We start from the raw sequence: 21,549 nt of genomic DNA on the forward strand, positions 1-21,549 counted from the left end.
ACCTGCGTGGAGGCCGCCGCTGGCGGCGTGAGTTGATCCTGCACCATCGAAACAGCGGGCGCAGGCCTGCAGCGTCGCCGCAGTCTGCATGCAGCTGCGCGACTCAGCCGACGCCGAAGCGCTGCTTGAAGCCGTTATCGGAAAAGCCCTGGGTCAGGGCTCCATCGTCACTCACCACTACCGGACGACGAATCAGTTGCGGATACTCGCGCAGCAGCAGCTTCCACTCCGCCTCCGAGCCGGGCGCCTTCTTGTTGTCGGGCAACTGCCGCCAGGTGGTGGACGACTTGTTGATCAAGGCATCGAATCCGCCGGCCTTGCCGGCCCACTCCAGCAGCGTCTCCGGCGACGGCTTGTTGTCGCGGTAATCCACAAACGTATAGGCGACACCGAAGCGGTCCAGCCACTTGGTGGCTTTCTTGCAGGTATCGCAGTTCTTCAATCCATATAGCGTGGTCATGTCGTGCTCTCTTCAACTGCCTGGCGCGCGCCCGCACGCGTCAGCAAGGTGGTGGCCAACTCGGCGGGGTCCATCCCGTGTGCGGGAAGGAACACCACCTGAGTGCGCTCACCGTGGAATTTCAATGCCAGCCGCGTCGGCGGGAGCAGCCAGGCAGGAACCGCCGCACGCAATTGCGCAAGGTCCACGCGCTGCGATCGCCCCTGCCGGGTGATCTCCAGCGCATCGCCGGCATCGCGCACCTGCGCCCACCGCCTGCATGACACGAGGTGCCGCACGGTCAGCCCCACCAGCGCGACAGGCGCGAGCCAGCGCAGCACATCCAGCTGCTGCGGGACGCCGTCGCGCACCAGCGAGCCCATCACGTAGACCGCAGCCCATCCCAGCCACAGGGCCGGGATGCCCCACCGCATCCAGCCACTGGCCGGACGCGACAGCAGCGTGCCGGCAGGCGCGTGTGCGGCACTCAATCGGCCAAACCGCGCAACAGTTCGTTGACGCTGGTCTTGCTGCGCGTCCTGGCATCGACCTGCTTGACGATCACTGCGCAATACAGCGAATGCGAGCCGTCCTTAGACGGCAGCTGGCCGGACACCACCACGCTATACGGCGGCACATAGCCGTAGGAGATCTCGCCGGTGGCGCGGTTGTAGATGCGCGTGCTCTGCGAAATGAACACGCCCATGCCGATCACACTGTGGTGGCCGATGACCACGCCTTCGACCACTTCCGAACGCGCACCGATAAAGCAGTGGTCTTCGATGATGGTCGGGCTGGCCTGCAGCGGCTCGAGCACGCCACCGATGCCGGCACCGCCGGACAGATGGCAGTGCTTGCCGATCTGCGCGCACGATCCCACCGTGGCCCAGGTATCGACCATGGTGCCTTCGCCGACATAGGCACCGATGTTGGTGAAGCTCGGCATCAGCACCACATCCTTGCCGAAATAGGTGCCGCGCCGCGCGACCGCGCCGGGCACCACGCGCACGCCGGCCTTGCGGAACTGCGCTTCATGGAAGCCGGCAAAGCGCGATTCCACCTTGTCCCAGAACGGCGCCGGCTGCGCGTCGATCACCGCCATCTCGTTGACACGGAAATACAGCAGCACAGCCTTCTTCAGCCACTCGTTGACGGTCCAGCCGCCCTGCCCGTCCGGCTCGGCGACGCGGAACTCGCCGCTTTCCAGGCCGTCGATGACGCGATTGACGATGGCGCGGGTAGACCCGTCGATCTCGTCCATGGTCAAGGTGGCGCGACGCTCGAAGGCGCTTTCGATGCCGAACCTGAGTTCATCGCTGCCCACCTGGGTTGCAGCGCTGTGCACGGCCTGCTCGGCAATGGACAGTTTCTTCGCGGCGGCGGCCTTCCTTGCAGTCGGCGCCGACACCACGCCAGTCGCCTGTCTGGCCACACGCGGCGCGCCGGCTGCGGTCTTTGCAGCGGTCTTCTTTACAGCGGCTTTCTTGAGCGCAGCCGTCTTGACGGCACCCTTCTTGCCGACCCTCGCTACCGGCTTGGCCGTGTCTGCTGCGGACGTCTTGGCGGCCTTGGCGGTGGAGGTGGCTGCGCGCTTGGGTGCGGCGCTGGCGGTGGTGGCACCGGGCTTGCGCACGGTCTTCTTGGTGGTGGCCATGGGGGTCTCCGGTCGTACTAGGCGGGGTCGAGACAGGCGCACAACGCATCGCGCAGGGCCTGCCGGGCGGATTCGGACAACGGGCGATCGTGCTCGTCGGTGATCTGGAACTGATCTTCCGCACGCTCGCCAAAGGTGGCGATGCGCGCATCGTGCACGCGCAGATGTTGCATGCGCAGGACATACGCCACATCGGCCAGCAGGCCGGGGCGATCGGGGGCGACCAGACTGATGCGGGTGCGGCGGCCGCCGGCGCTTTCGCTGAACTCCACGCGCGGCGCGAAGCGGAAATGCCGCAACTGGCGCGGCACCGCACGCCGCGATGGCCGCACTTTTTGCAGGTCGCCGGCCAGCACCTGCCGTAGCGCTGCGGCAAGACGCTGCGGATCGCCATCGGCATAGCCTTCCTGCGGCAGCACTTCGAACACGTCGAAGATCGCATCGTGCGGCGCATCCAGCACGCGCGCGCGGTGGATGCCGTAACCCTTGCGATCCAGGGTGGCCACGATCGCCGAAAACAGTCCATCGCGGTCCGGCGAATAGACGAACAGTTCCAGCGCGTCGTTGTCCGGCACCGCACGCCGCGCCTTGACCAGGGTCTGGCCGATCTGCACTTCGATCAGCGAGACGGCCTGCCAGGCGAGCTGCTCGGGACGGAAGCGCAGGAAGTTTTCGTCCGGCATGCCGGCGAACTGGCGGTCGATGGTGGCATCGTCATGCCCTTGCGCCTGCATCAGCGCGCGCGCGGAGTCGCGCGCTTCGCGCAGCCGCTCTTCGCGCGGCGGCGGATGTTCCAGGCCCTCACGCAGCGCGCGCCGCGCAGCGAAATACAGGTCCGCCAGCAATCGGTCCTTCCACGCGTTCCACAGTTTGGGGCTGGTGCCGGCGATATCGGCGCAGGTCAGCAGATACAGATAATCCAGCCGCTCGCGCGTGCCGACCAGGGTGGCGAAACGATGGATCACCTCCGGGTCGGAGATGTCCTGCTTTTGCGCAGTGACCGACATGCGCAAGTGCTGCTCCACCAGCCAGGTCACCAGTTGGGTATCGCCTTCGCTCAACCGGTGCGCAAGACAGAATGCACGCGCATCGACCGCGCCCAGCTCGGAATGGTCTCCGCCGCGGCCCTTGGCGATGTCGTGAAACAACCCGGCCAGCAGCAGCAATTCCGGCTTGCGCAGGCGCGGCCAGACTTCGTGGGTGATCGAAAAACGCTCGTCGGCGCGGCCGGCGGCGAACAACGCGATGTTTCGCAGCACCATCAGCGTGTGTTGGTCCACCGTGTAGACGTGGAACAGATCGAACTGCATACGTCCGGATACGCTGGCAAAGGCGGGAATCCACTGCCCCAGCACGCCCAGCCGCGCCATGCGATTGAGCGTCTCCACCGCGCGCGGGCCGCGCAGCAGCGCCATGAAGCGGTCGCGCGTGGCGGCATCGGCCACGTCGTAGGCCGGCAGTTGCTGCAGCACCTCGGCCAGCGCACGCGCGGTCAACGAATGCAGGCCGCGCACATCGCGATGCGCCGCCCACTGCGCAAACAGCGCGAACACCTGCAGCACATCGCCATCCGGCCAGCTCTCGGCATCGGCGGCAAGGTAGCCGCGGCGCAGGCTGAAACCATCGCCCAGCGGCTCTGGTACCGCCTCGCCGTCGAACTGTTCTTCGAAGCGCTGCAGCAGCCGGTCGCTGATCCGGCGGATCAATGCAGCGCTGCGGTAAAAGCGCTGCATCATTTTTTCCACGCCCAGGCTTTCCGGGTCGTCGGCAAAGCCCAATCGTTGCGCCAGGGTCTTTTGGTAATCGAAACGCAGCCGCTCTTCCGGCCGGTTGGCCACGATATGCAGCCCGAACCGCAGCCGCGCCAGCTCTTCGCGCTCGCGCCGCAACGCGGCCGCTTCATCGAAGCCGACATGGCCCAGCCCGACCAAGGCTTCCAGATCCTTGACCCCGAACGCGCGCAACGCCATCCAGCCCAGGGTCTGCAGATCGCGCAGGCCTCCCGGGCCATCCTTGATATCGGGTTCGAGGTTATCGGCGGTATCGCCGAACCGCTGATGCCGCGCCAGCAATTCTTCGCGCTTGGCCTGGAAGAAGTCGCGTGGCGGCCATACCCATTGCGGCGCGATCGCCGCAGCCAGCGCTGCTCGCGCTTCGCCATCGGCCACCAATGGGCGCGACTCGATCAGGGCGGTGAGCACGGTCTGATCGATCGCCGCAGCGGTGCACTGCGCCGGCGAGCGCACCGCATGACTGATCGGCAGACCCACATCCCACAACAACGCAAACAAGCGGGCCAGCGCCTGCTCATGGTGCTGCTGCGCAGCGGTGTCGCCCAACACCAGCACGTCCACGTCCGAGCGCGGAAACAGCTCGCCGCGGCCGTACCCACCGACCGCATGCAACGACAGGCCGCTATCGGCCGGAATGCAACGCGTCCAGGCGTTGCGCATCAACTGGTCGACCGCGCGTGCGCGTAACGCAACCAGCCGTTCGATCGGCTCGCCCTGATCGAAGCGCTTGCACAGCCGCATGTCGGCGTGCACCAGCAGCGGACGGGCCTGCGCGGCCCACTCCGCGTCGCCGGCGACGCCCGGGTCGGGTCGGTCCGCCGGCGTGTCCGTCATACCGGCGCGGGCGAATTGGCCGACAGCGTCAGCACATCCACGCCGTCTTCGGTCACCGCGACCATGTGCTCCCACTGCGCGGACAACTTGCGGTCCTTGGTCACCACGGTCCAGCCGTCCGGCAGGGTCTTATGGTGATAGGTGCCTTCGTTGATCATCGGTTCGATGGTGAAGGTCATGCCGGGCTTGAGCACCAGGCCTTCGCCGGGACGGCCGTAATGCATCACCTGCGGTTCGTCGTGGTAGACCTTGCCGATGCCGTGGCCGCAGTAGTCGCGCACCACGCTGAAGCGCTCGGCTTCGGCGAACTTCTGGATCGCATGGCCCACATCGCCCAGCGTGGCGCCCGGCTTGACCGCACGGATGCCGCGCCACATCGCTTCATAGGTGGTGTCCACCAGGCGCTTGGCCATCACCGACGGCGTGCCGACGTAGTACATGCGGCTGGTGTCGCCGTGCCAGCCGTCCTTGATCACGGTGACATCGATATTGACGATATCGCCGTCCTTCAGGACCTTGGCCGCGCTCGGAATGCCGTGGCAGATCACGTTGTTGACCGAGGTGCACACGCTCTTGGGAAAGCCGCGATAGCCGACATTGGCAGGAATGGTGCCCTGCACGTTGACGATGTGGTCGTGGCAGATGCGGTCCAGCTCGGCAGTGGTCACGCCCGGCTTGACGTGCGGGCCCACGATGTCGAGCACCTCGGCAGCCAGACGGCCGGCGACGCGCATCAGTTCGATTTCTTCTTTGGTTTTCAGATTGACGCTCATGACAGCGATTATCGCCGATTCGGGCTGAATCTGAACGGCCTGCGCGGGCGTTTTTTCATCCTGGACGCCCAGCCCGTCGAAACGGACCGGGCAACAGGAAACTGACGGTACCGCGTATTCATGTGTGACGCACTGCCATCCGCGTCAAGAAATCCCTGAGCGAAGTCATCCGAAAGACATCGCAATTTCGCGCAGAATCGCAGGATAAACAGCGAGATAGCCAAACCATTCAGGGTAATCTTTGGCACAGCTGATGCATTGGAGGCAGGGCGACGAGTTGTCGCGTCATCAATGACCAGACCGGTCAAGGAAATGTCCATGCGTACTGTCCTGCTGTCCCTCGGCCTGCTCTCGACCATTGGCGTTGCCAGTGCAGCAGATACCACCACATTCAATGTCAAGATCGCCGTCACCAAGGCCTGCACGATCACGGCAGCCTCCGCGACGGACGTCGACTTCGGCTCGGTGCTGTCCACCTCGACCGCCAATGCCGACGCCAACGGCAGCGTGACCGCACAGTGCACCGCGCTGACTCCGTACAACATCGCATTGAGCGCGGGCAGCAATGCCGGCACCGCCAACGACGTCACCACCCGCCGCATGAAGAACACCGATGCGCTGGTCACCACCAACAACTTCATCGCCTACCAGCTGTACCAGGATCTGGGCCGCAGCACGGTGTGGGGCAGCACCACCGGCACCAATACGCTGAGCCGCACCGCCACCGGCATCAACCAGGTCTACCCGGTCTACGGCCGCGTGACCAACCCGTCGGCCAACAATCCCGCGACCGGTACCTACCAAGACACCATCACCGCCACGATCGTCTATTGAGCGCGCGCATGCCATTGCACCACCCCCTGCAGTACCGGACGCCGGCCTGGCTGATCAGCGCCGGACTGGCCCTGACGCTGGCGCTTGGCAGCGGCTTGCCGCTGCAGCCGGCGCATGCGGCCAGCCTGCAGCTGGCACCGACCTCGCTGACGCTGAGCGCCCAGCAGTCGGCCGACGGGCTATGGCTGAGCAACAGCGGCAGCGCGCCGGTACAGGTGCAGACCCGCGCGTATCGCTGGACCCAGCGCGACGGCAAGGATCAGCTCGACCCGACCCAGGAACTGCTGATCAGCCCGCCGATGCGCACGCTGGCCGCCGGCGAGCGCCAGCTGATCCGGGTGATTCGCGCCGGGCCTGCGCCCACCAGCGAGGAGGCCTGCTACCGGATCATCGTCGACGAATTGCCCAACGCCGATGCGGATCGCAAGGGCATGCAGTTCGTGCTGCGCTATTCGGTACCGATCTTCCTGTTGCCACCGGGCAAGACCGACTCCATGCCGACCTTGAGCACCCAGGTGATTGCCGGCAGCGATGGCAATGCGCAGATCCAGATCAGCAACACCGGCGACGGCCACGCCCAGGTCGCCGACCTGCAGCATCGGGTCGATGGCACGACCAAGACCGCATTGAACGGGCTGGTGGGCTATGTCCTGCCCGGCCAGACCATGCGCTGGTCGCTGGGCGCGCCGCTGGCCCAGTTCGGCCGCGGCACCATCATCGCAAGGATCAATGGTGAGGCGGACGAACGCACCTTGCTGGCCGCGCCAGCAGCGCCGTGATGCGGGCCGGCTGGCGATGACGCTGCTTGCGACCGCCACCTGCCTGGCCCATGCCGCGCCCGCCGATCTGGCCGACGTGGCGCCACTTCCCGACCAGGCCCCGCAAAACGTGGCGGCCCTGCCGCAGACGCTGTACCTGGATGTCACCCTCAATCAGGCCGACCGCGGCCTGGCACCGTTCGAACTGGTGGACGGCCACCTGCGCGGCTCGGTCGAGACGCTGCGCAAACTGGGCTTCATCCTGGCCGACCGCGCCGCCAGCGAGCTGGTCGACCTGGATCGCCTGCCCGACGTGGAAGTGCGCTACGACGCCGCGCTGCAGCGGCTGGCGCTGCAGGTGCCGCTGGCGCAGCTGTCGCTTTCCACGACGGTGCTCAAGGCCGAACAGGTCGCGCCGCCCAGCGCCACCGCCTCGCCGGGCATGCTGCTCAACTACGACTTCTATGCCACGCGCAATGCCGGGGCCAGCAGCGTGTCGCTGGCGACCGAGTTGCGCGGTTTCGGCATCGGCCGCGGCATGGTCGACACCACCGCGGTTTTCCTTGCCTACGACCGTCCGCAGGACCAGCGCTGGCGCAGCGAGGCGGTGCGCCTGGACAGCGCCTGGCAGATGGACTTCCCCGACAGCGCCACCAGCCTGACGGTCGGCGATTTCTACAGCGGCTTTGTCGACTGGAGCCGCTCGATCCGCCTGGGCGGTGTGCAGATCGGCCGCAACTACGCCTTGCAGCCGTATCGCGTGCTGACCCCCACGCCCAGCTTCCTGGGCGAGGCGGTGGTGCCCTCGACCGTGGAGCTCTACGTCGATGGCCTGCGCCAGTACAGCGGCCAGGTGCCGGCCGGCCCGTTCCAGCTGGCCGCGCAACCAGGCATCAGCGGCACCGGACAGGCGCAGATCGTGGTGACCGACGCGTTCGGCCAGGTGCGCCGGCTGGACTTCGCGTTCTATGGCACGCCGCAACTGCTGGCGCGCGGCATTTCCGAGTGGTCTGCCGGCATCGGCCATCTGCGCCAGGACTACGGCGTGCGCTCGTTTTCCTACGCGTCGCGCACGGTCGCCAGCGCCACGCTGCGCAAAGGCCTGCGCGAAGACTTCACCATCGAAGCGCATGCCGAGGCCGGCGGCGGCGTGGTCAATGCCGGTGCGGGCGGTGTGTGGCTGCTCGGCGTGGGCGGCGTGGCCAACGTCGCCTACGCGCATAGCCGGATGGATGCGCTGCGCGGTGGCCAGTACGTGCTGGGCTATGCCTGGAACAACCGTCGCTTCAACCTCACCGCCGGCACCCAGCGCACCCACGGCGACTATCGCGACCTGGGCGCACTGCAGGGCGCGTTGCCAGCGCGCATCAGCGACCGCGTGGCGTTCGGCGTCAACGTCAATCCGATCGGCTCGCTCGGCACCAGCTATGTGCGACTGAGCTACCCGCAAGGCGACACCTCGCGTTACGCGAGCCTGTTCTGGTCGCGCAATTTCGGGCGCAACTGGGCGGCCAACCTGTCCGGCAACCAGAACCTGGATGTGCGCAGCGACCGCAGCCTGTACCTGTCGCTGTCGACCACATTCGGCGAGTTGCGCCAGGCCAGCGCATCGATGCAGCGCAACGGCAACCGCACCGGGTTCGTGGCCGACCTCAGCCAGCCGCTGCCCGGCGACGGCGACCTGGGCGGGGTCGGCTGGCGGCTGCAGGGGCGTGCCGGCGACGACGCCAACGGCGGCCTGGCCGAACTGGGGTGGTTGAACCGCATCGGCCGCTACAACCTCGGCGTCGCCAACCAGGATGGCGACAACTTCGGCTATGCCAGCGCCAGCGGCAGCCTGGTGTGGATGAACGGCAGCGGCTTTGCCGCACGCGACATCCAGGATGCCTTCGCGGTAGTGTCCACCGACGGCCAGCCCGGCATTCCGGTGCGGCTGGAGAATCGCCTGATCGGCGTCACCGACGCGCGCGGGATGCTGCTGGTCACCCCGCTGCAGTCATGGCAGCGCAACCAGTTGTCCATCGACACCCTGAACCTGCCGGCGGACCTGCGCGTGGACCGCGTCGATACCGCGGTGACCCCGCGCCAGCAGTCCGGGGTGGCGGTGCGCTTCGGCATCACCCGGGTACGCGCGGCCATGATCGTGCTGCACGACGCCCAGGGCGTACCGTTGCCGGTCGGCAGCGTGGTGCAGCGCGAAGGCGATGCCGAACGCGTGGTGGTCGGCTACGACGGCGAAACCTATCTGGACAACCTGCAGATCGACAACCGCATCCTGGTCGAGCTGCCCGCTGGCCGCTGCAGCGCGCGGTTCACCTACCCGGCCAACCCCGGCGGCATCCCGCGGGTCGGCCCGCTGCCCTGCGTCCCCGAGCGGAAAACCCCATGAGTCCGCTCGCGCTCTGGCGCCTGCTGCTTGCGCTGGCGATCGCCACGTTATGGCTTGTCCCCGGCCAGGACGCGCGCGCGGACACCACCTGCAGCGTCACCCTGGGCACGCCGCTGGCATTCGGCAATGTGGCGGCCAACGGCACCACCGACGCGGTGGCAACGCTCAACGTCTCCTGCGCGACCGCCGCGCTCAGCGTGCTGGGCTATGCGCAGGTGAGTCTGTGCCTGGACCTCGGGCCGGGCAGCGCCAGCAACGGGCTGTATGCACCGCGCCGCATGCTCAACCCCACCAGCGACAGCCTGGACTTCCAGATCTACAGCGAGGCCACGCGCACCCAGGTCTGGGGCGCCACCGGATCCACGACGCCTTCGCCGCGCCTGCTGACGCTGTCCTACGGCGTCCCGGTGATCACCGGCGGCTCGCAGACGACCACCATCACCGTCTACGGGCGGATTCCGGCCAACCAGATCCTGTCGGTGGGCAACCACACCAGCAGTTTCGGCGGGGCCGACACCGTACTGCGCTACTCCTACAACGAAAGCATCATCGGCATCCCGCCGGCACCGAGCAGCTGCACGGCCGGCGGCAGCGGCGCCAAGACCGCCAGCAACGCGTTTCCGTTCACCGCCTCGGCCAACGTGCCGGCCCGCTGCAATACCTATGTCACCACCGACCTGGATTTCGGCAGCATCGCCGGCACCATCGATACCGCCATCGACCGTACCTCCACCATCAGCCTGTCGTGCACCAACCGCACCGCCTGGAACATCGGGCTGGGCGACGGCATCAATGCCAGCGGCAGCACCCGGCGCATGCGCCATGCCAGCAGTGCCAACTACATTACCTATGAGCTGTACCGGGATGCCGGCCGCGGCAACCGCTGGGGCACCAGCATTGGCGTCGACACGCTCAGCGGCACCGGCAACGGACTGGCGCAGACGGTGACCGTCCATGGCCGCGCGCCGGCACCGCAGCAGCCCATTGCAGGCGCCTACAACGACACGGTGACCGTCTCCATCACTTACTGACAGTTAATAAAGTTCGCATCGGGGACGTCGCTATTTGTTACGTCTCCAATGCAAACGATTGCCTTCATGACGCTGGTCACCTCGCTCAAGCGCCTGACGCTGGCCGCCCTCGTCTGCACCGCGACCTCGACCGCGGCCAGCCCGGCCACCGCCCGCGGCCCGGAGAACTTCACCCTGCACATCGGACTGCGGCTGCTGAGCGGTTGCGAGCTGCGCACTGCGCCGCCGCGCGCCAGCTGCTCCAAAGGCACGCCGATGGCGATCGCCCCGCCAGCCAGCACCGCCGAAGCCCCGACCGTCACCAGCACCGGGCAGGATGCCAGCGCACTTGCCGGGCCTGCGCCTGCCGGCAGCGCGCGCATGACCACGATCGCGTTCTGAGCATGGCCGCGCCCTGCCCCTGTCGCTGCCTGCTGACGCTGGCGTTGGCCGGCCTGTCCATCGCAGGCAGCGCCGCTGGCGCCGAGATCGCGATCGCCCCGACGACCGCGCGCATTCCCGCCGACAACGACCAGGCCACCGTCTGGCTGTACAACCAGGCGGCCCTGCCGTGGCGCGCCGACGCCAAGCTCTACCGCTGGCGCCAGGACGGCGACCGCGAGCTGCTCGAACCGACCGCCGCCGCCACCGTCAGCCCGGCGCATTTCGAAATTCCTCCACAAGGCCGGCAGCTGCTGCGGGTGATCCGCCTCGGCCCCGGCCCGGTGCAGACCGAGGACAGCTACCGACTGGTGGTCACCCAGCATGCCACCGGCAGCGATAGCGAACTGTTGCGGTACTCCACGCCGGTATTCGCCCTGCCCAGCCAACCGGGCGACCCGCACCCGGCACTGCAGGCCAGTCTCTCCGGCCACGGCAGCGGCCGCGCACTGCAAATCCGCAACGCCGGGCCAGGCCATGCCAGGCTGGCCGACCTGGCCTACATCGATGCCGGTGGCACCCGCCGCCGCATCCGCGACGACCTCGCCGGTTACGTGCTGCCGGGCCAGACCCGCCACTGGCCGCTGCCCGCCGACCTGCCGGTCGGCAATGGCCGCTTCGTGGCGCGCATCAACAGCGACATCGAGACTACGCTGGCACTCGAGCCATGAATGGGGAATCGGGAATGGGGAATTGGTACGGCGCATCGCGGTAGCTGCTGGTTTCGCTCGCGGATGCTCAAGGCACTAGGCTTTCCCGATTCCCGATTCCCGATTCCCGATTCCCGATTCCCGATTCCCGATTCCCGATTCCCGATTCCCGATTCCCGATTCCCGATTCCCGATTCCCGATCAATTGCACCGCCCCGCCCAGCCGGCTATACTCCGCCGGCTGTTTTGCGTCTTCCACGCATCGCGCCGTCCACGTCGGACGTCATCGACGAATTCACACCTGCCGCCGCCATCCGTGCCGGGGTGCCCCCACAAGGGGTTCGTCACGGAGGCGACAGGGAAGCCCAACCCCGGAATCATGTGCGTTTTGATGCGAGTGCCTCGCAACAGCCCGCGCATCCATGTGCGGACCCTTCAAAGTCCAGGCCGCGCACGGCGATTCCGCTCTTACGGAGTTACTTCAATGCCCCAAGTCACCATGCGTCAGATGCTGGAAGCCGGCGTCCATTTCGGCCACCAGACCCGCTACTGGAACCCCAAGATGGCGCCGTACATCTTCGGCGCGCGCGGCAAGATCCACATCATCAACCTCGAGAAGACCGTTCCGCTCTTCAACGACGCGATGAACTTCCTGTCCTCGATCGCGCAGAAGCGCGGCACCGTGCTGTTCCTGGGCACCAAGCGCAGCGCGCGCGAGTCGATCAAGGAAGAAGCCGAGCGTTGCAACATGCCGTTCATGACCCAGCGCTGGCTGGGCGGCACGCTGACCAACTTCCGCACCGTCAAGCAGTCGGTTGCCCGCCTGAAGGAACTGGAAGCCGCTGAAACCGACGGCACCTTCGAAAAGCTGGTCAAGCACGAAGTGCTGGGCCTGCGTCGCGAGCGCGAGAAGCTGGACGCCTCGCTGGGCGGCATCAAGGAAATGAACCGCCTGCCCGACGCGATCTTCGTGATCGACATCGGCCATGAAGACATCGCCATCAAGGAAGCCAAGAAGCTCGGCATCCCGGTGATCGCAGTGGTCGATACCAACTACGATCCGGCCCTGGTCGACTACGCCATCCCGGGTAACGACGACGCCATCCGCGCCGTGCAGCTGTACGCACGTGCCGCCGCCGATGCCGTGCTGGAAGGCAAGGCTGCTGCGCCGAACTCGGCGTCGGTTCGCGAAGAAGAGTTCTCGGCCGAAGCCGGCGACGAAGGCAAGGGCCGTCGCGCTCCGGCCAAGAAGGCCGACAAGAAGGCCGACGCACCTGCGGCACCGGCTGCCGAGTAATCGGCATGCCATGCGGTCGCTCCATGCTGGGCGGCCGCAGCCCCGGCGGGTCCATCGCGCCCCGTCGCTGAGGCCACCCAAAATTCTTACGGGGACGGCGCGCACGCTGCACCGTCTCCTCTCTGGCGGAACACTTCCGCCGTACGCATTCGTCCATACGAGGTAATTCCATGGAAATCACTGCTTCCCTGGTCAAGGAACTGCGCGAGCGCACCGGCGCCGGCATGATGGAGTGCAAGAAGGCACTCGTCGAAAACGCTGGCGACATCGACGCTGCGGCCGAGTGGCTGCGCAAGTCGGGCCTGGCCAAGGCCGACAAGAAGGCTGACCGCGTTGCCGCCGAAGGCCGCATCGCCACCGCACAGGCCGGCGGCAAGGCCGTGCTGGTCGAAGTCAATTCCGAGACCGACTTCGTCGCCAAGGATGAGAACTTCCTGGCCTTCACCGAAGTCGTGGCCAATGCCGCACTGAGCTCCGACGTGGCCGATGCCGATGCGCTGAAGAGCGTCAAGCTGGACAGCGGCGAAACCATCGAAGAGCGTCGCGCTGCGGTCATCGCCAAGGTCGGCGAGAACCTGCAGGTGCGTCGCCTGGTCCGTGTCGACAGCGCCAACAACGTCGCAGCCTATGTGCACGGCGGCCGCATCGGCGTGCTGGTCGAGCTGAAGGGCGGCGACATCGAACTGGCGCGCGGCATTGCGATGCACATCGCCGCCATGAACCCGCCGCACGTCAAGGCATCCGACGTTCCGGCCGAGTTTGTCGCCAAGGAAAAGGAAATCGAACTGGCCAAGATGTCCGAGAAGGACAAGTCCAAGCCGGCCGAAATCCTGGAAAAGATCATCAGCGGCAAGATCAGCAAGATCGTCAACGAAGTGACGCTGTACGGCCAGCCGTACGTGCTGAACACCGATCAGACCGTCGAGCAGGCCGTCAAGGCCGCTGGCGCCGAGGTGATCGGCTTCCAGCGCCTGGCCGTTGGCGAAGGCATCGAGAAGGTGGTGGAAGACTACGCCGCCGAAGTGATGAAGCAGGCCGGCCTGGCCTGATCTTCGCCACAGCGTGAAGAAAGCCGCGGCCATGCCGCGGCTTTTTTTTTGCCTTCCAATGCGCGCCGCATCCCAGCGCAGCAAACTGAAGCGCACGCATCCGTCGCGGCTTCAGCCGGCCTCGACGCTATAGATGTCGTCGGGGTTGCCGCTAAACCTGGATGCCAACCACACTCTCAGAACCCACCGCGCATGCATTCCAGCGCGGCGACCGCGAGCCGTGGCGTGCTCAAACTCACCGAACGCAGCTGTATGCTTGCGTTCACTGTTGGCGATGACTCATGCAACCAGATCTCCAGGCCGCCCTGCACTACTGCCGTAACCTGCCCTCGCCCCCGGGCGTCGCGCTGCGCATCATCGAGCTGGCGCAGGACCCGGATGTGGACATGACCACCACTGCGAAGGTCATCGGCATGGACATGGCCCTGAGCGCACGCATGCTGCGCGTGGCCAACTCGCCGCTGTACGCCAGTCGCCGCCGCGTCGACAACCTGGGCCAGGCGCTGACCATGCTCGGCCTCAATGCGACCCTCAGCCTGGCGCTGGGATTTTCGATGGTGCACGGCGTGCGCAGCACCTTCGCCGCGCATCCGTTGCATGAGCGCATCTGGCGTCGCGCCGGCCTCTGCGCCCTGGCAAGCCGCATCCTGGGCCAGGCCTATGGCATCCGCAAACCCGAAGAATTGATGCTGGCCGGCCTGCTGCAGGACATCGGCAAGCTGGCGCTGCTGCAAGGCGCACCCGCGCTGTACGCCCCATTGCTGGAACAGGCGCCCGACAACGCGTCGCTGCTGGAGGCCGAGCGCCAGCACCTGGGCGCCACCCACGCCGAGATCGGCGCCTGGCTTGCGCACCAGTGGCAGTTGCCGCACTACCTGCAGAATGCGATCGCGCAGAGCGAAGAAGAGCCGGCAGGGCTGGAGCCCTTCATGGCCTGTGTGGCGCTGTCCGGGCACCTGGCCGACATCTGGCTCTCCGCCAGCGCCGTCACCGCGACCGAGCATGCGCAGCGCCAGGCGCAGGACGTGCTGGAACTGGATGCCGAACGCTTCGAAAAAGTGATCGAACGCATCGCCGAATCGTTGCCCGAGCTGGAAGCGCTGTTCGATATCCGCGTGCCGCAACCCGAGCACATCCAGCTGATCTTCGAACAGGCGCGCGAGCTGGCGATGCTGCGCAGCCTGCGCGAACTGCAGGATGTGGCCGAAGCGCGCCGACACGCCGACGAATCGGAAAACCGCATGCGTCATCTGGCCGAGCAGGCCAGCCGCGATGCGCTGACCGGCGTGTTCAACCGGCATCAGCTCGGCACCGCCTTGGCGCATGAATTCGAACTGGCGTCGCGACAGAGCTGGCCGCTGTCGATCGCCTTCATCGATCTGGACGACTTCAAGCGCGTCAACGACGCGCACGGCCATCTGGTCGGCGACGAGGTGTTGCGCAACTTCGCGCAGACGCTGCAACGCATGGTGCGCACCAGCGACCTGGTGGCGCGCTATGGCGGCGAAGAATTCCTGGTGATCCTGCCCAACACCCCTGCCGATGCGGCATTGATGGTGATCGAGCGCATCCTTGCCGAGACCGCACGCACGCCGATGGCGCAGTTGCAGGGCGGCCCGCTGCACATCACCTTCTCCGCCGGCCTGGCCACGCATGGCGGCATCGAGCGCCAGTTCGAAAGCATCGAGCATCTGTTGCAGGCGGCCGACAGCACGCTGTACCGCTCCAAGCATCGCGGCCGCAACCGCGTCACCGCCTACGATGCGACCGATGTCTCGACGCCGCCGAACCTGCGGGCACACTGAGCACGCCGTCACTTGGATGCCGACAAAGGAATTTTTACCACGCCCGGTGGCAGGCTTCCGCTAGAATTGCCGGCGTTTGCCGTCCCCCACCCCCGAGGTCTCCCCCATGTCCGAACTTTCCTATCGCCGCATTCTTCTCAAACTTTCCGGGGAGGCGCTGATGGGGGACGGGGATTACGGCATCGACCCCAAGGTCATCAACCGCCTTGCCCATGAAGTGATCGAAGCCCAGCAGGCCGGCGCGCAGGTCGCGCTGGTGATCGGCGGCGGCAACATCTTCCGCGGCGCCGGCCTGGCTGCCAGCGGCATGGACCGCGTCACCGGCGACCATATGGGCATGCTGGCCACCGTGATCAATGCGCTGGCGATGCAGGACGCCCTGGAAAAGCTCGGCGCCAAGGTGCGCGTGATGAGCGCGATCAAGATCAACGACGTCTGCGAGGATTTCATCCGTCGCCGCGCCATGCGCCACCTGGAAAAGGGCCGCATCGCGATCTTCGCCGCCGGTACCGGCAACCCGTTCTTCACCACCGACTCGGGCGCGGCGCTGCGCGCGATCGAAATCGGTGCCGATCTGCTGCTCAAGGCAACCAAGGTCGACGGCGTGTACGACAAGGACCCGAAGAAGCACACCGACGCGGTGCGCTACGACAGCCTGACCTACGACGAAGTCATCATGCAGGGCCTGGAAGTGATGGACACCGCCGCTTTTGCACTGGCGCGCGACAGCGACCTGCCGCTGCGCATCTTCGGCATGAGCGAGCCCGGTGTGCTGCTGCGCATCCTGCGTGGCGAGCAGATCGGCACCCTGGTGCAGGGCCGGAGCTGAGTTTAGGGATTCGGGAATCGGGATTGGGGAGTCGCAAAGGCGCGGCGCCCGGGCTGCGCTGATAGCTCACGATGGCGACGCCGGGCGTGAAGTGCCGGCAAGTGAACCGGCTGCGCCGGCCCATGCAGGCCGGCGAGTCGTGAAACCCCAGTCCCGGCTATAATCCCCGGATTCAGCTCCACACGGATTCCGGCGATGCTCAACCAGATCAAACAAGACGCGCTCACGCGCATGACCAAGAGCATCGATGCTCTGCGCCATTCACTGACCACCGTGCGTACCGGCCGCGCTTCGCCGGCGCTGCTGGACGGCATCAAGGTCAAGGCCTACGGCACCGACACCCCCCTCAACCAGGTTGCCAGCATCAGCGTCTCCGAAGGCCGCTCGCTGGTGATCAGCCTGTTCGACAAGGGCATGATCAAGGATGTGGAAAAAGCCCTGTATGCCTCGGATCTGGGCCTGACCCCGACCGTGGTGGGCACGGTGATCCGTCTGAACCTGCCGCCGCTGACCGAGGAGCGCCGCAAGGAGCTCAGCAAGTCCGTGCATGGCGAAGGCGAAGACAGCAAGGTGGCCATCCGCAATATCCGCCGCGATGCCAATCAGCAGGTCAAGGATCTGCTGAAGGACAAGAAGGTCACCGAAGACGAAGCCCGCAGCGCCGAAGACGACATCCAGAAATTGACCGACAAGGCCATCAAGGATGTGGATGAGGTCGTCAAGGGCAAGGAACAGGAATTGATGACGGTCTGATCGTGGCATCTCCTGCCATGCATCCAGCCCCTTCTACCGACGCGATACCGCGCCACATTGCCATCATCATGGATGGCAACGGGCGTTGGGCGCAGCGTCGGCGACGTCCGCGCATGATCGGCCATCGCGCCGGTGCGCGTGCGGTCAATCGCACCATCGATTTCTGCCTGGAAAAAGGCGTCTCGGCACTCACCCTGTTCGCGTTCTCCAGTGAAAACTGGGGCCGCCCGCAGGAGGAAGTCGATGCGCTGATGAAACTGTTCCTGCATGCGCTGGACCGCGAGGTCGACGAACTGCAGCGGCGAGGCGTGCAAGTGCGCTTCATCGGCGAGCGCAGCCGCTTCGCCGCACCGCTGCGCGAACGCATGGCCGCTGCCGAGCGCGTTACCGCCGGCAACGCACGCCTGGTGCTCAGCATCGCGGCCAGTTACGGCGGCCGCCAGGACATCGCGCTGGCCGCGCGTGCGCTGGCAGAAGAGGTGGCGGCCGGACGCCTGCAACCGCACCAGATCGACGAGGCACTGCTGTCCAGCCGGGTCGCCCTGTCGGACCTGCCGGCGCCGGACCTGTTCATCCGTACCGGTGGCGATACCCGTATCAGCAATTTCCTGTTGTGGCAGCTGGCTTATACCGAACTGTGGTTCACCGAAACCCTGTGGCCGGAGTTCGATGCCGGCGTGCTGCAGCAGGCGCTGGACGACTATGCCGGGCGCGAACGCCGCTTCGGCCTGACCAGTGCCCAGATCGCCGACAAGGCGACGGAGAGCTCCTCCGCATGACCAAGACCCGCGTGATTGCCGCGCTGATCATGGCGCCGCTCGCCATCTGCGCGATCGTGCTGCTGCCCACGCAATGGCTGGCGGCGCTGGCGGCGATCCTGTTCCTGACCGGTCTGTGGGAGTGGCTCAAGCTCTCCGGCATCGACGACAGCCTGCCCCGCACCGTGCTGCTGATGCTCAATCTGCTGCTGATGGTGCTGATGGTGTGGGCGTCGGCCGGCTCCATGGTGCTGTTCCAGATCGCCGCCCTGGTGGGCGTGGTCTGGTGGCTGCTGGCGCTGCTGTGGCTGCGCTTTTTCACCTTTGGCGCCGATCATGGCAACGGCCAGGCGCGCGCGCTCAAGCTCGCTGCCGGTACGCTGGCAGTGCTTCCGGCCTGGGCCGCGCTGGTGCTGCTGCACGCCAACCCGGACAAGGGCAACCTGTGGCTGCTGACCGCGCTGACCATGGTCTGGGCGGCCGACTCGGGGGCGTATTTCGCCGGGCGCGCGTTCGGCAAGCACAAGCTGGCGCCGCGCATCAGCCCGAACAAGACCATCGAAGGCCTGCTCGGCGGGATGGTCGCCGGGATCGCGGTGGCCTGCGCCTTCGGCTGGCTGGCCGGACTGACCCTGGCGCATGTGCCGCAGCTGGTCCTGGTCGCGGCGGTGGCGGTGCTGGCGTCGGTGCTGGGCGACCTGTTCGAGAGCCTGCTCAAGCGCCATGCCGGCGCCAAGGACTCGGGCACGGTCATTCCCGGACACGGCGGCGTGCTGGATCGCATCGATGGCGTACTCGCCGCCCTGCCGGTGTTCGCACTCGGCAAGGAAATTCTCGGATTCTAAGCATGGCTGGCTCTTCTCCCCGCCAGGTCGCCGTATTCGGCGCGACCGGCTCGATCGGCACGTCGGCATTGGACGTGATCGCCCGCCATCCGCAACGGCTGCGCGCCAGCGTGCTGTCTGCGGGCAGCCAGGTGGATGCGCTGCTGGCGCTGTGCGCCACACATCGCCCCGCGCACGCAGTGATTGCCGACCCGACCCTGTACCCGGCTTTGCGTGACGGGCTGCATGCGGCCGGTCTGGCCACCCAGGCGCATGCCGGGACGGCGGCGCTGGACGCGCTGGCCGGCAGCGATGCCTGCGATACCGTGGTGGCCGCGATTGTGGGAGCGGCTGGCTTGCCCTCCACGCTTGCCGCCGCCCGCGCCGGCAAGCGCCTGCTGCTGGCCAACAAGGAATCCTTGGTCCTGGCCGGCGAGCTGCTGACCCGCACCGCCGCTGCGGCGGGCGCGCAGATCATTCCGATCGACAGCGAACACAGCGCGATCTTCCAGTGCCTGCGCTCCTGCGATGCGAGCCGCGGCGTACGTCGGGTGATCCTGACCGCGTCCGGCGGCCCGTTCCGTGGCTGGGATCGCAACGCGCTGTCGGCAGTGAAGCCGGCGCAGGCGGTTGCGCACCCGAAGTGGTCGATGGGCCCGAAGATCTCGGTGGACTCGGCCACCTTGATGAACAAGGGCCTGGAAGTCATCGAGGCGCACCATCTGTTCGGCCTGCCCGGCGAGCAGATCGACGTGCTGGTGCATCCGCAAAGCCTGGTGCATTCGCTGGTGGAATTCGTCGACGGCTCCACCCTGGCCCAGCTCGGCCTGCCGGACATGCGCACCACCCTGGCGGTGGGCCTGGCCTGGCCGGAACGGGTCGACTCGGGCGTGGCGGGCCTGGATCTGCTGCAGCAGGGCCGGCTGGATTTCGAGGCGCCCGATACCGCCGCATTCCCCTGCCTGCGCCTGGCCTGGGAGGCCTTGCGCGCCGGCGGGACCGCGCCGGCGATCCTGAACGCGGCTAACGAAGTGGCTGTTTCAGCGTTTCTTCAGGGCCAAATAGGTTTCCTAGCGATCCCTGCGTTGGTCGAACACACGCTGACAACGCTCCCACGGCACAATGCCGACTCCCTCGACACCCTGCTTTTTGCCGATGCGCAAGCCCGGCAAATCACCGAACGCGCCCTCGCCAACCACGCCCTTCATGCCTGATCGATCCACGCAGCCGAGTTGCATCCATGGGTGATTTCATCGGTTCGGTCTGGTGGATGATCGTCAGCCTGGGTCTGTTGGTGACGTTCCACGAATTCGGACACTTCTGGGTCGCGCGCCGCTGCGGCGTCAAGGTGCTGCGTTTTTCGGTGGGCTTCGGCAAGCCGTTGTGGATGCGGCGCGATCGCCACGGCACCGAGTTCGTGGTGGCCGCGATCCCGCTGGGCGGTTACGTCAAGATGCTCGACGAGCGCGAAGGCGACGTGCACCCGGCCGAACAGGACCAGGCGTTCAATCGCAAGACGGTGTGGCAACGTATCGCCATCGTCGCGGCAGGCCCGATCGCCAACCTGTTGCTGTGCATGGCGATGCTGTGGGCGATGTTCGTGGTCGGCAAGCAGGATTACTCGGCCACCGTCGGCCGCGCCGATGGCCTGGCCGCCGAAGCCGGGCTGACACCGGGCGAGCGCATCGTGCGCATCGACGGACGCAGCGTGAGCAGCTGGAGCGATGCCAGCATGCAGCTCACCACCGCGGCCATGGACAAGCGCGACATCCGGGTACTCACCGCCGCCGAAAGTGGAGGCCACAGCGAACACACCTTGCGTTTTTCGCAGCTGCCGGTCGGTTTCGACGAGCGCCGCGTGGCATCGCTGGCCGGCATCGGCTGGCAGTTCATGTTGCAGCCGCCGGTGATCGCCGAGGTGGTGCCCGGTTCGGTGGCCGACGGCCTGCTCAAGCCGGGCGATCGCATCGTGGCCATCGATGGCCAGCCGATCCGCTCGGCCGACGACATCATTCCGCAAGTGCAGGCTCTCGGCGCACACGGCGGGCCGGGCATGATCGAAGTGGCACGCGGCGAAGACCGCCTGGCGCTGGAAATCGCACCGCGCAAATCGCCGCAGGGCCAGTGGATGATCGGTGTCCGCCCCGCCGCCGCACCGGCGCCGCAATACGACAGCCGCCAGCAGTACGGCATCTTCGCGGCGGTGCCCGCGGCCATCCGCGAAACCGGCAAGATGACCGCCGATTCGCTGGGCATGATGAAGCGCATGCTGACCGGCCAGGCCTCGGTCAAGAACATTTCCGGCCCGGTCACGATTGCGCGCGCCGCCAATGCCTCGGCCGAACGCGGGCTCGACTGGTTCCTGTATTTCCTGGGGTTGCTGTCGCTCAGCCTGGCGATCATCAACCTGATGCCGATCCCGATCTTGGACGGTGGGCATCTGCTGTATTACCTTATCGAGTTGGTCAAGGGCAGCCCGATCAGCGAACGGGCCATGATTGCCGGGCAATATGTCGGCCTGGCGGTCCTGGCCGGGTTGATGGGACTGGCGTTCTACAACGACATCCTCGGCCTGGTTCCACGATGAAACTGCTCCACTCTTTCCGCCTGTTGTCGTCGTCATACGCCGGCACCCAGCAACACCCGAAATCGACTCCAA

Annotated in this window: 20 protein-coding genes; 15 read left to right on the forward strand and 5 right to left on the reverse strand. The window is 66.5% G+C overall.

The window, feature by feature from the left end:
• Nucleotides 1–103: 103 nt before the first annotated feature.
• Genes FHY19_RS10010 through map form a run of 5 tightly spaced genes read right to left on the reverse strand, consistent with a single transcriptional unit; the run spans nucleotide 104 to nucleotide 5,493 of the window.
• The gene (locus FHY19_RS10010) at nucleotides 104–460 is read right to left on the reverse strand and encodes an arsenate reductase (RefSeq protein ID WP_046963024.1); all 357 of its coding nucleotides are present in this window, start codon (nucleotides 458–460) and stop codon (nucleotides 104–106) included.
• Nucleotides 457–930, reverse strand: coding sequence for a hypothetical protein (locus tag FHY19_RS10015; protein WP_259165600.1), 474 nt, complete (start codon nucleotides 928–930; stop codon nucleotides 457–459). The genes FHY19_RS10010 and FHY19_RS10015 overlap by 4 nt, the downstream gene beginning before the upstream one ends.
• Nucleotides 927–2,093 carry a 2,3,4,5-tetrahydropyridine-2,6-dicarboxylate N-succinyltransferase gene (dapD, locus tag FHY19_RS10020; RefSeq protein ID WP_259165610.1) on the reverse strand — a complete coding sequence of 389 codons (1,167 nt, stop codon included), beginning with the start codon at nucleotides 2,091–2,093 and terminating at the stop codon, nucleotides 927–929. The genes FHY19_RS10015 and dapD overlap by 4 nt, the downstream gene beginning before the upstream one ends.
• Before the next feature lie 17 nt (nucleotides 2,094–2,110).
• Nucleotides 2,111–4,720 (reverse strand): [protein-PII] uridylyltransferase, encoded by a 2,610-nt coding sequence (locus FHY19_RS10025; RefSeq protein WP_259165622.1) that lies wholly within the window; start codon nucleotides 4,718–4,720, stop codon nucleotides 2,111–2,113.
• Nucleotides 4,717–5,493, reverse strand: a complete 777-nt coding sequence (gene map / locus FHY19_RS10030; protein ID WP_046963027.1) for a type I methionyl aminopeptidase — start codon at nucleotides 5,491–5,493, stop codon at nucleotides 4,717–4,719. Before map ends, FHY19_RS10025 begins: the two co-directional genes overlap by 4 nt.
• A gap of 291 nt (nucleotides 5,494–5,784) precedes the next feature.
• On the opposite strand from map, the gene FHY19_RS10035 reads away from it, so the two are divergent.
• The 15 genes from FHY19_RS10035 (at nucleotide 5,785) to rseP (ending at nucleotide 21,477) form a co-directional block, all read left to right on the forward strand.
• The gene (locus tag FHY19_RS10035) at nucleotides 5,785–6,327 is read left to right on the forward strand and encodes a spore coat U domain-containing protein (RefSeq protein ID WP_259165633.1); all 543 of its coding nucleotides are present in this window, start codon (nucleotides 5,785–5,787) and stop codon (nucleotides 6,325–6,327) included.
• Nucleotides 6,328–6,335: 8 nt separating this feature from the next.
• A complete protein-coding gene (locus FHY19_RS10040; protein WP_259165635.1) occupies nucleotides 6,336–7,106 on the forward strand; it encodes a molecular chaperone in 771 nt (256 codons plus the stop codon).
• A gap of 16 nt (nucleotides 7,107–7,122) precedes the next feature.
• The gene (locus tag FHY19_RS10045) at nucleotides 7,123–9,474 is read left to right on the forward strand and encodes a fimbria/pilus outer membrane usher protein (protein ID WP_259165642.1); all 2,352 of its coding nucleotides are present in this window, start codon (nucleotides 7,123–7,125) and stop codon (nucleotides 9,472–9,474) included.
• On the forward strand, nucleotides 9,471–10,505 hold the full coding sequence (locus tag FHY19_RS10050) for a spore coat U domain-containing protein (RefSeq protein WP_259165644.1): 1,035 nt from the start codon (nucleotides 9,471–9,473) through the stop codon (nucleotides 10,503–10,505). The genes FHY19_RS10045 and FHY19_RS10050 overlap by 4 nt, the downstream gene beginning before the upstream one ends.
• Nucleotides 10,506–10,553: 48 nt before the next feature.
• On the forward strand, nucleotides 10,554–10,886 hold the full coding sequence (locus FHY19_RS10055; RefSeq protein ID WP_259153496.1) for a hypothetical protein: 333 nt from the start codon (nucleotides 10,554–10,556) through the stop codon (nucleotides 10,884–10,886).
• 2 nt (nucleotides 10,887–10,888) lie between these two features.
• A complete protein-coding gene (locus tag FHY19_RS10060; RefSeq protein ID WP_259165653.1) occupies nucleotides 10,889–11,596 on the forward strand; it encodes a fimbria/pilus periplasmic chaperone in 708 nt (235 codons plus the stop codon).
• Between the two features lie 463 nt (nucleotides 11,597–12,059).
• Nucleotides 12,060–12,872: a 30S ribosomal protein S2 gene (rpsB, locus tag FHY19_RS10065; RefSeq protein WP_046963032.1), complete on the forward strand. Its 813-nt coding sequence runs from the start codon at nucleotides 12,060–12,062 to the stop codon at nucleotides 12,870–12,872.
• A gap of 170 nt (nucleotides 12,873–13,042) precedes the next feature.
• The gene (gene tsf, locus FHY19_RS10070; RefSeq protein ID WP_046963033.1) at nucleotides 13,043–13,921 is read left to right on the forward strand and encodes a translation elongation factor Ts; all 879 of its coding nucleotides are present in this window, start codon (nucleotides 13,043–13,045) and stop codon (nucleotides 13,919–13,921) included.
• 281 nt (nucleotides 13,922–14,202) lie between these two features.
• Complete coding sequence (locus tag FHY19_RS10075) at nucleotides 14,203–15,726, forward strand: GGDEF domain-containing protein (RefSeq protein WP_259153494.1); 1,524 nt, start codon at nucleotides 14,203–14,205, stop codon at nucleotides 15,724–15,726.
• A 106-nt stretch (nucleotides 15,727–15,832) separates the two neighbouring features.
• Entirely contained in the window at nucleotides 15,833–16,555 is a 723-nt protein-coding gene (gene pyrH / locus FHY19_RS10080) for a UMP kinase (protein ID WP_046963035.1), read from the forward strand.
• A 195-nt stretch (nucleotides 16,556–16,750) separates the two neighbouring features.
• The gene (frr, locus tag FHY19_RS10085) at nucleotides 16,751–17,308 is read left to right on the forward strand and encodes a ribosome recycling factor (RefSeq protein WP_046963036.1); all 558 of its coding nucleotides are present in this window, start codon (nucleotides 16,751–16,753) and stop codon (nucleotides 17,306–17,308) included.
• Nucleotides 17,309–17,325: 17 nt separating this feature from the next.
• Nucleotides 17,326–18,087 (forward strand): polyprenyl diphosphate synthase, encoded by a 762-nt coding sequence (uppS, locus tag FHY19_RS10090; protein ID WP_259165662.1) that lies wholly within the window; start codon nucleotides 17,326–17,328, stop codon nucleotides 18,085–18,087.
• The gene (locus FHY19_RS10095; RefSeq protein ID WP_259165666.1) at nucleotides 18,084–18,911 is read left to right on the forward strand and encodes a phosphatidate cytidylyltransferase; all 828 of its coding nucleotides are present in this window, start codon (nucleotides 18,084–18,086) and stop codon (nucleotides 18,909–18,911) included. The genes uppS and FHY19_RS10095 overlap by 4 nt, the downstream gene beginning before the upstream one ends.
• 2 nt (nucleotides 18,912–18,913) lie before the next feature.
• Complete coding sequence (locus FHY19_RS10100; protein ID WP_259165680.1) at nucleotides 18,914–20,104, forward strand: 1-deoxy-D-xylulose-5-phosphate reductoisomerase; 1,191 nt, start codon at nucleotides 18,914–18,916, stop codon at nucleotides 20,102–20,104.
• 26 nt (nucleotides 20,105–20,130) lie between these two features.
• A complete protein-coding gene (rseP, locus tag FHY19_RS10105) occupies nucleotides 20,131–21,477 on the forward strand; it encodes an RIP metalloprotease RseP (protein WP_259165694.1) in 1,347 nt (448 codons plus the stop codon).
• Nucleotides 21,478–21,549 lie beyond the last annotated feature (72 nt).

The organism is Xanthomonas sp. 4461, assembly GCF_024806475.1.
GTDB classification, from domain to species: Bacteria; Pseudomonadota; Gammaproteobacteria; order Xanthomonadales; family Xanthomonadaceae; genus Xanthomonas; species Xanthomonas arboricola_F.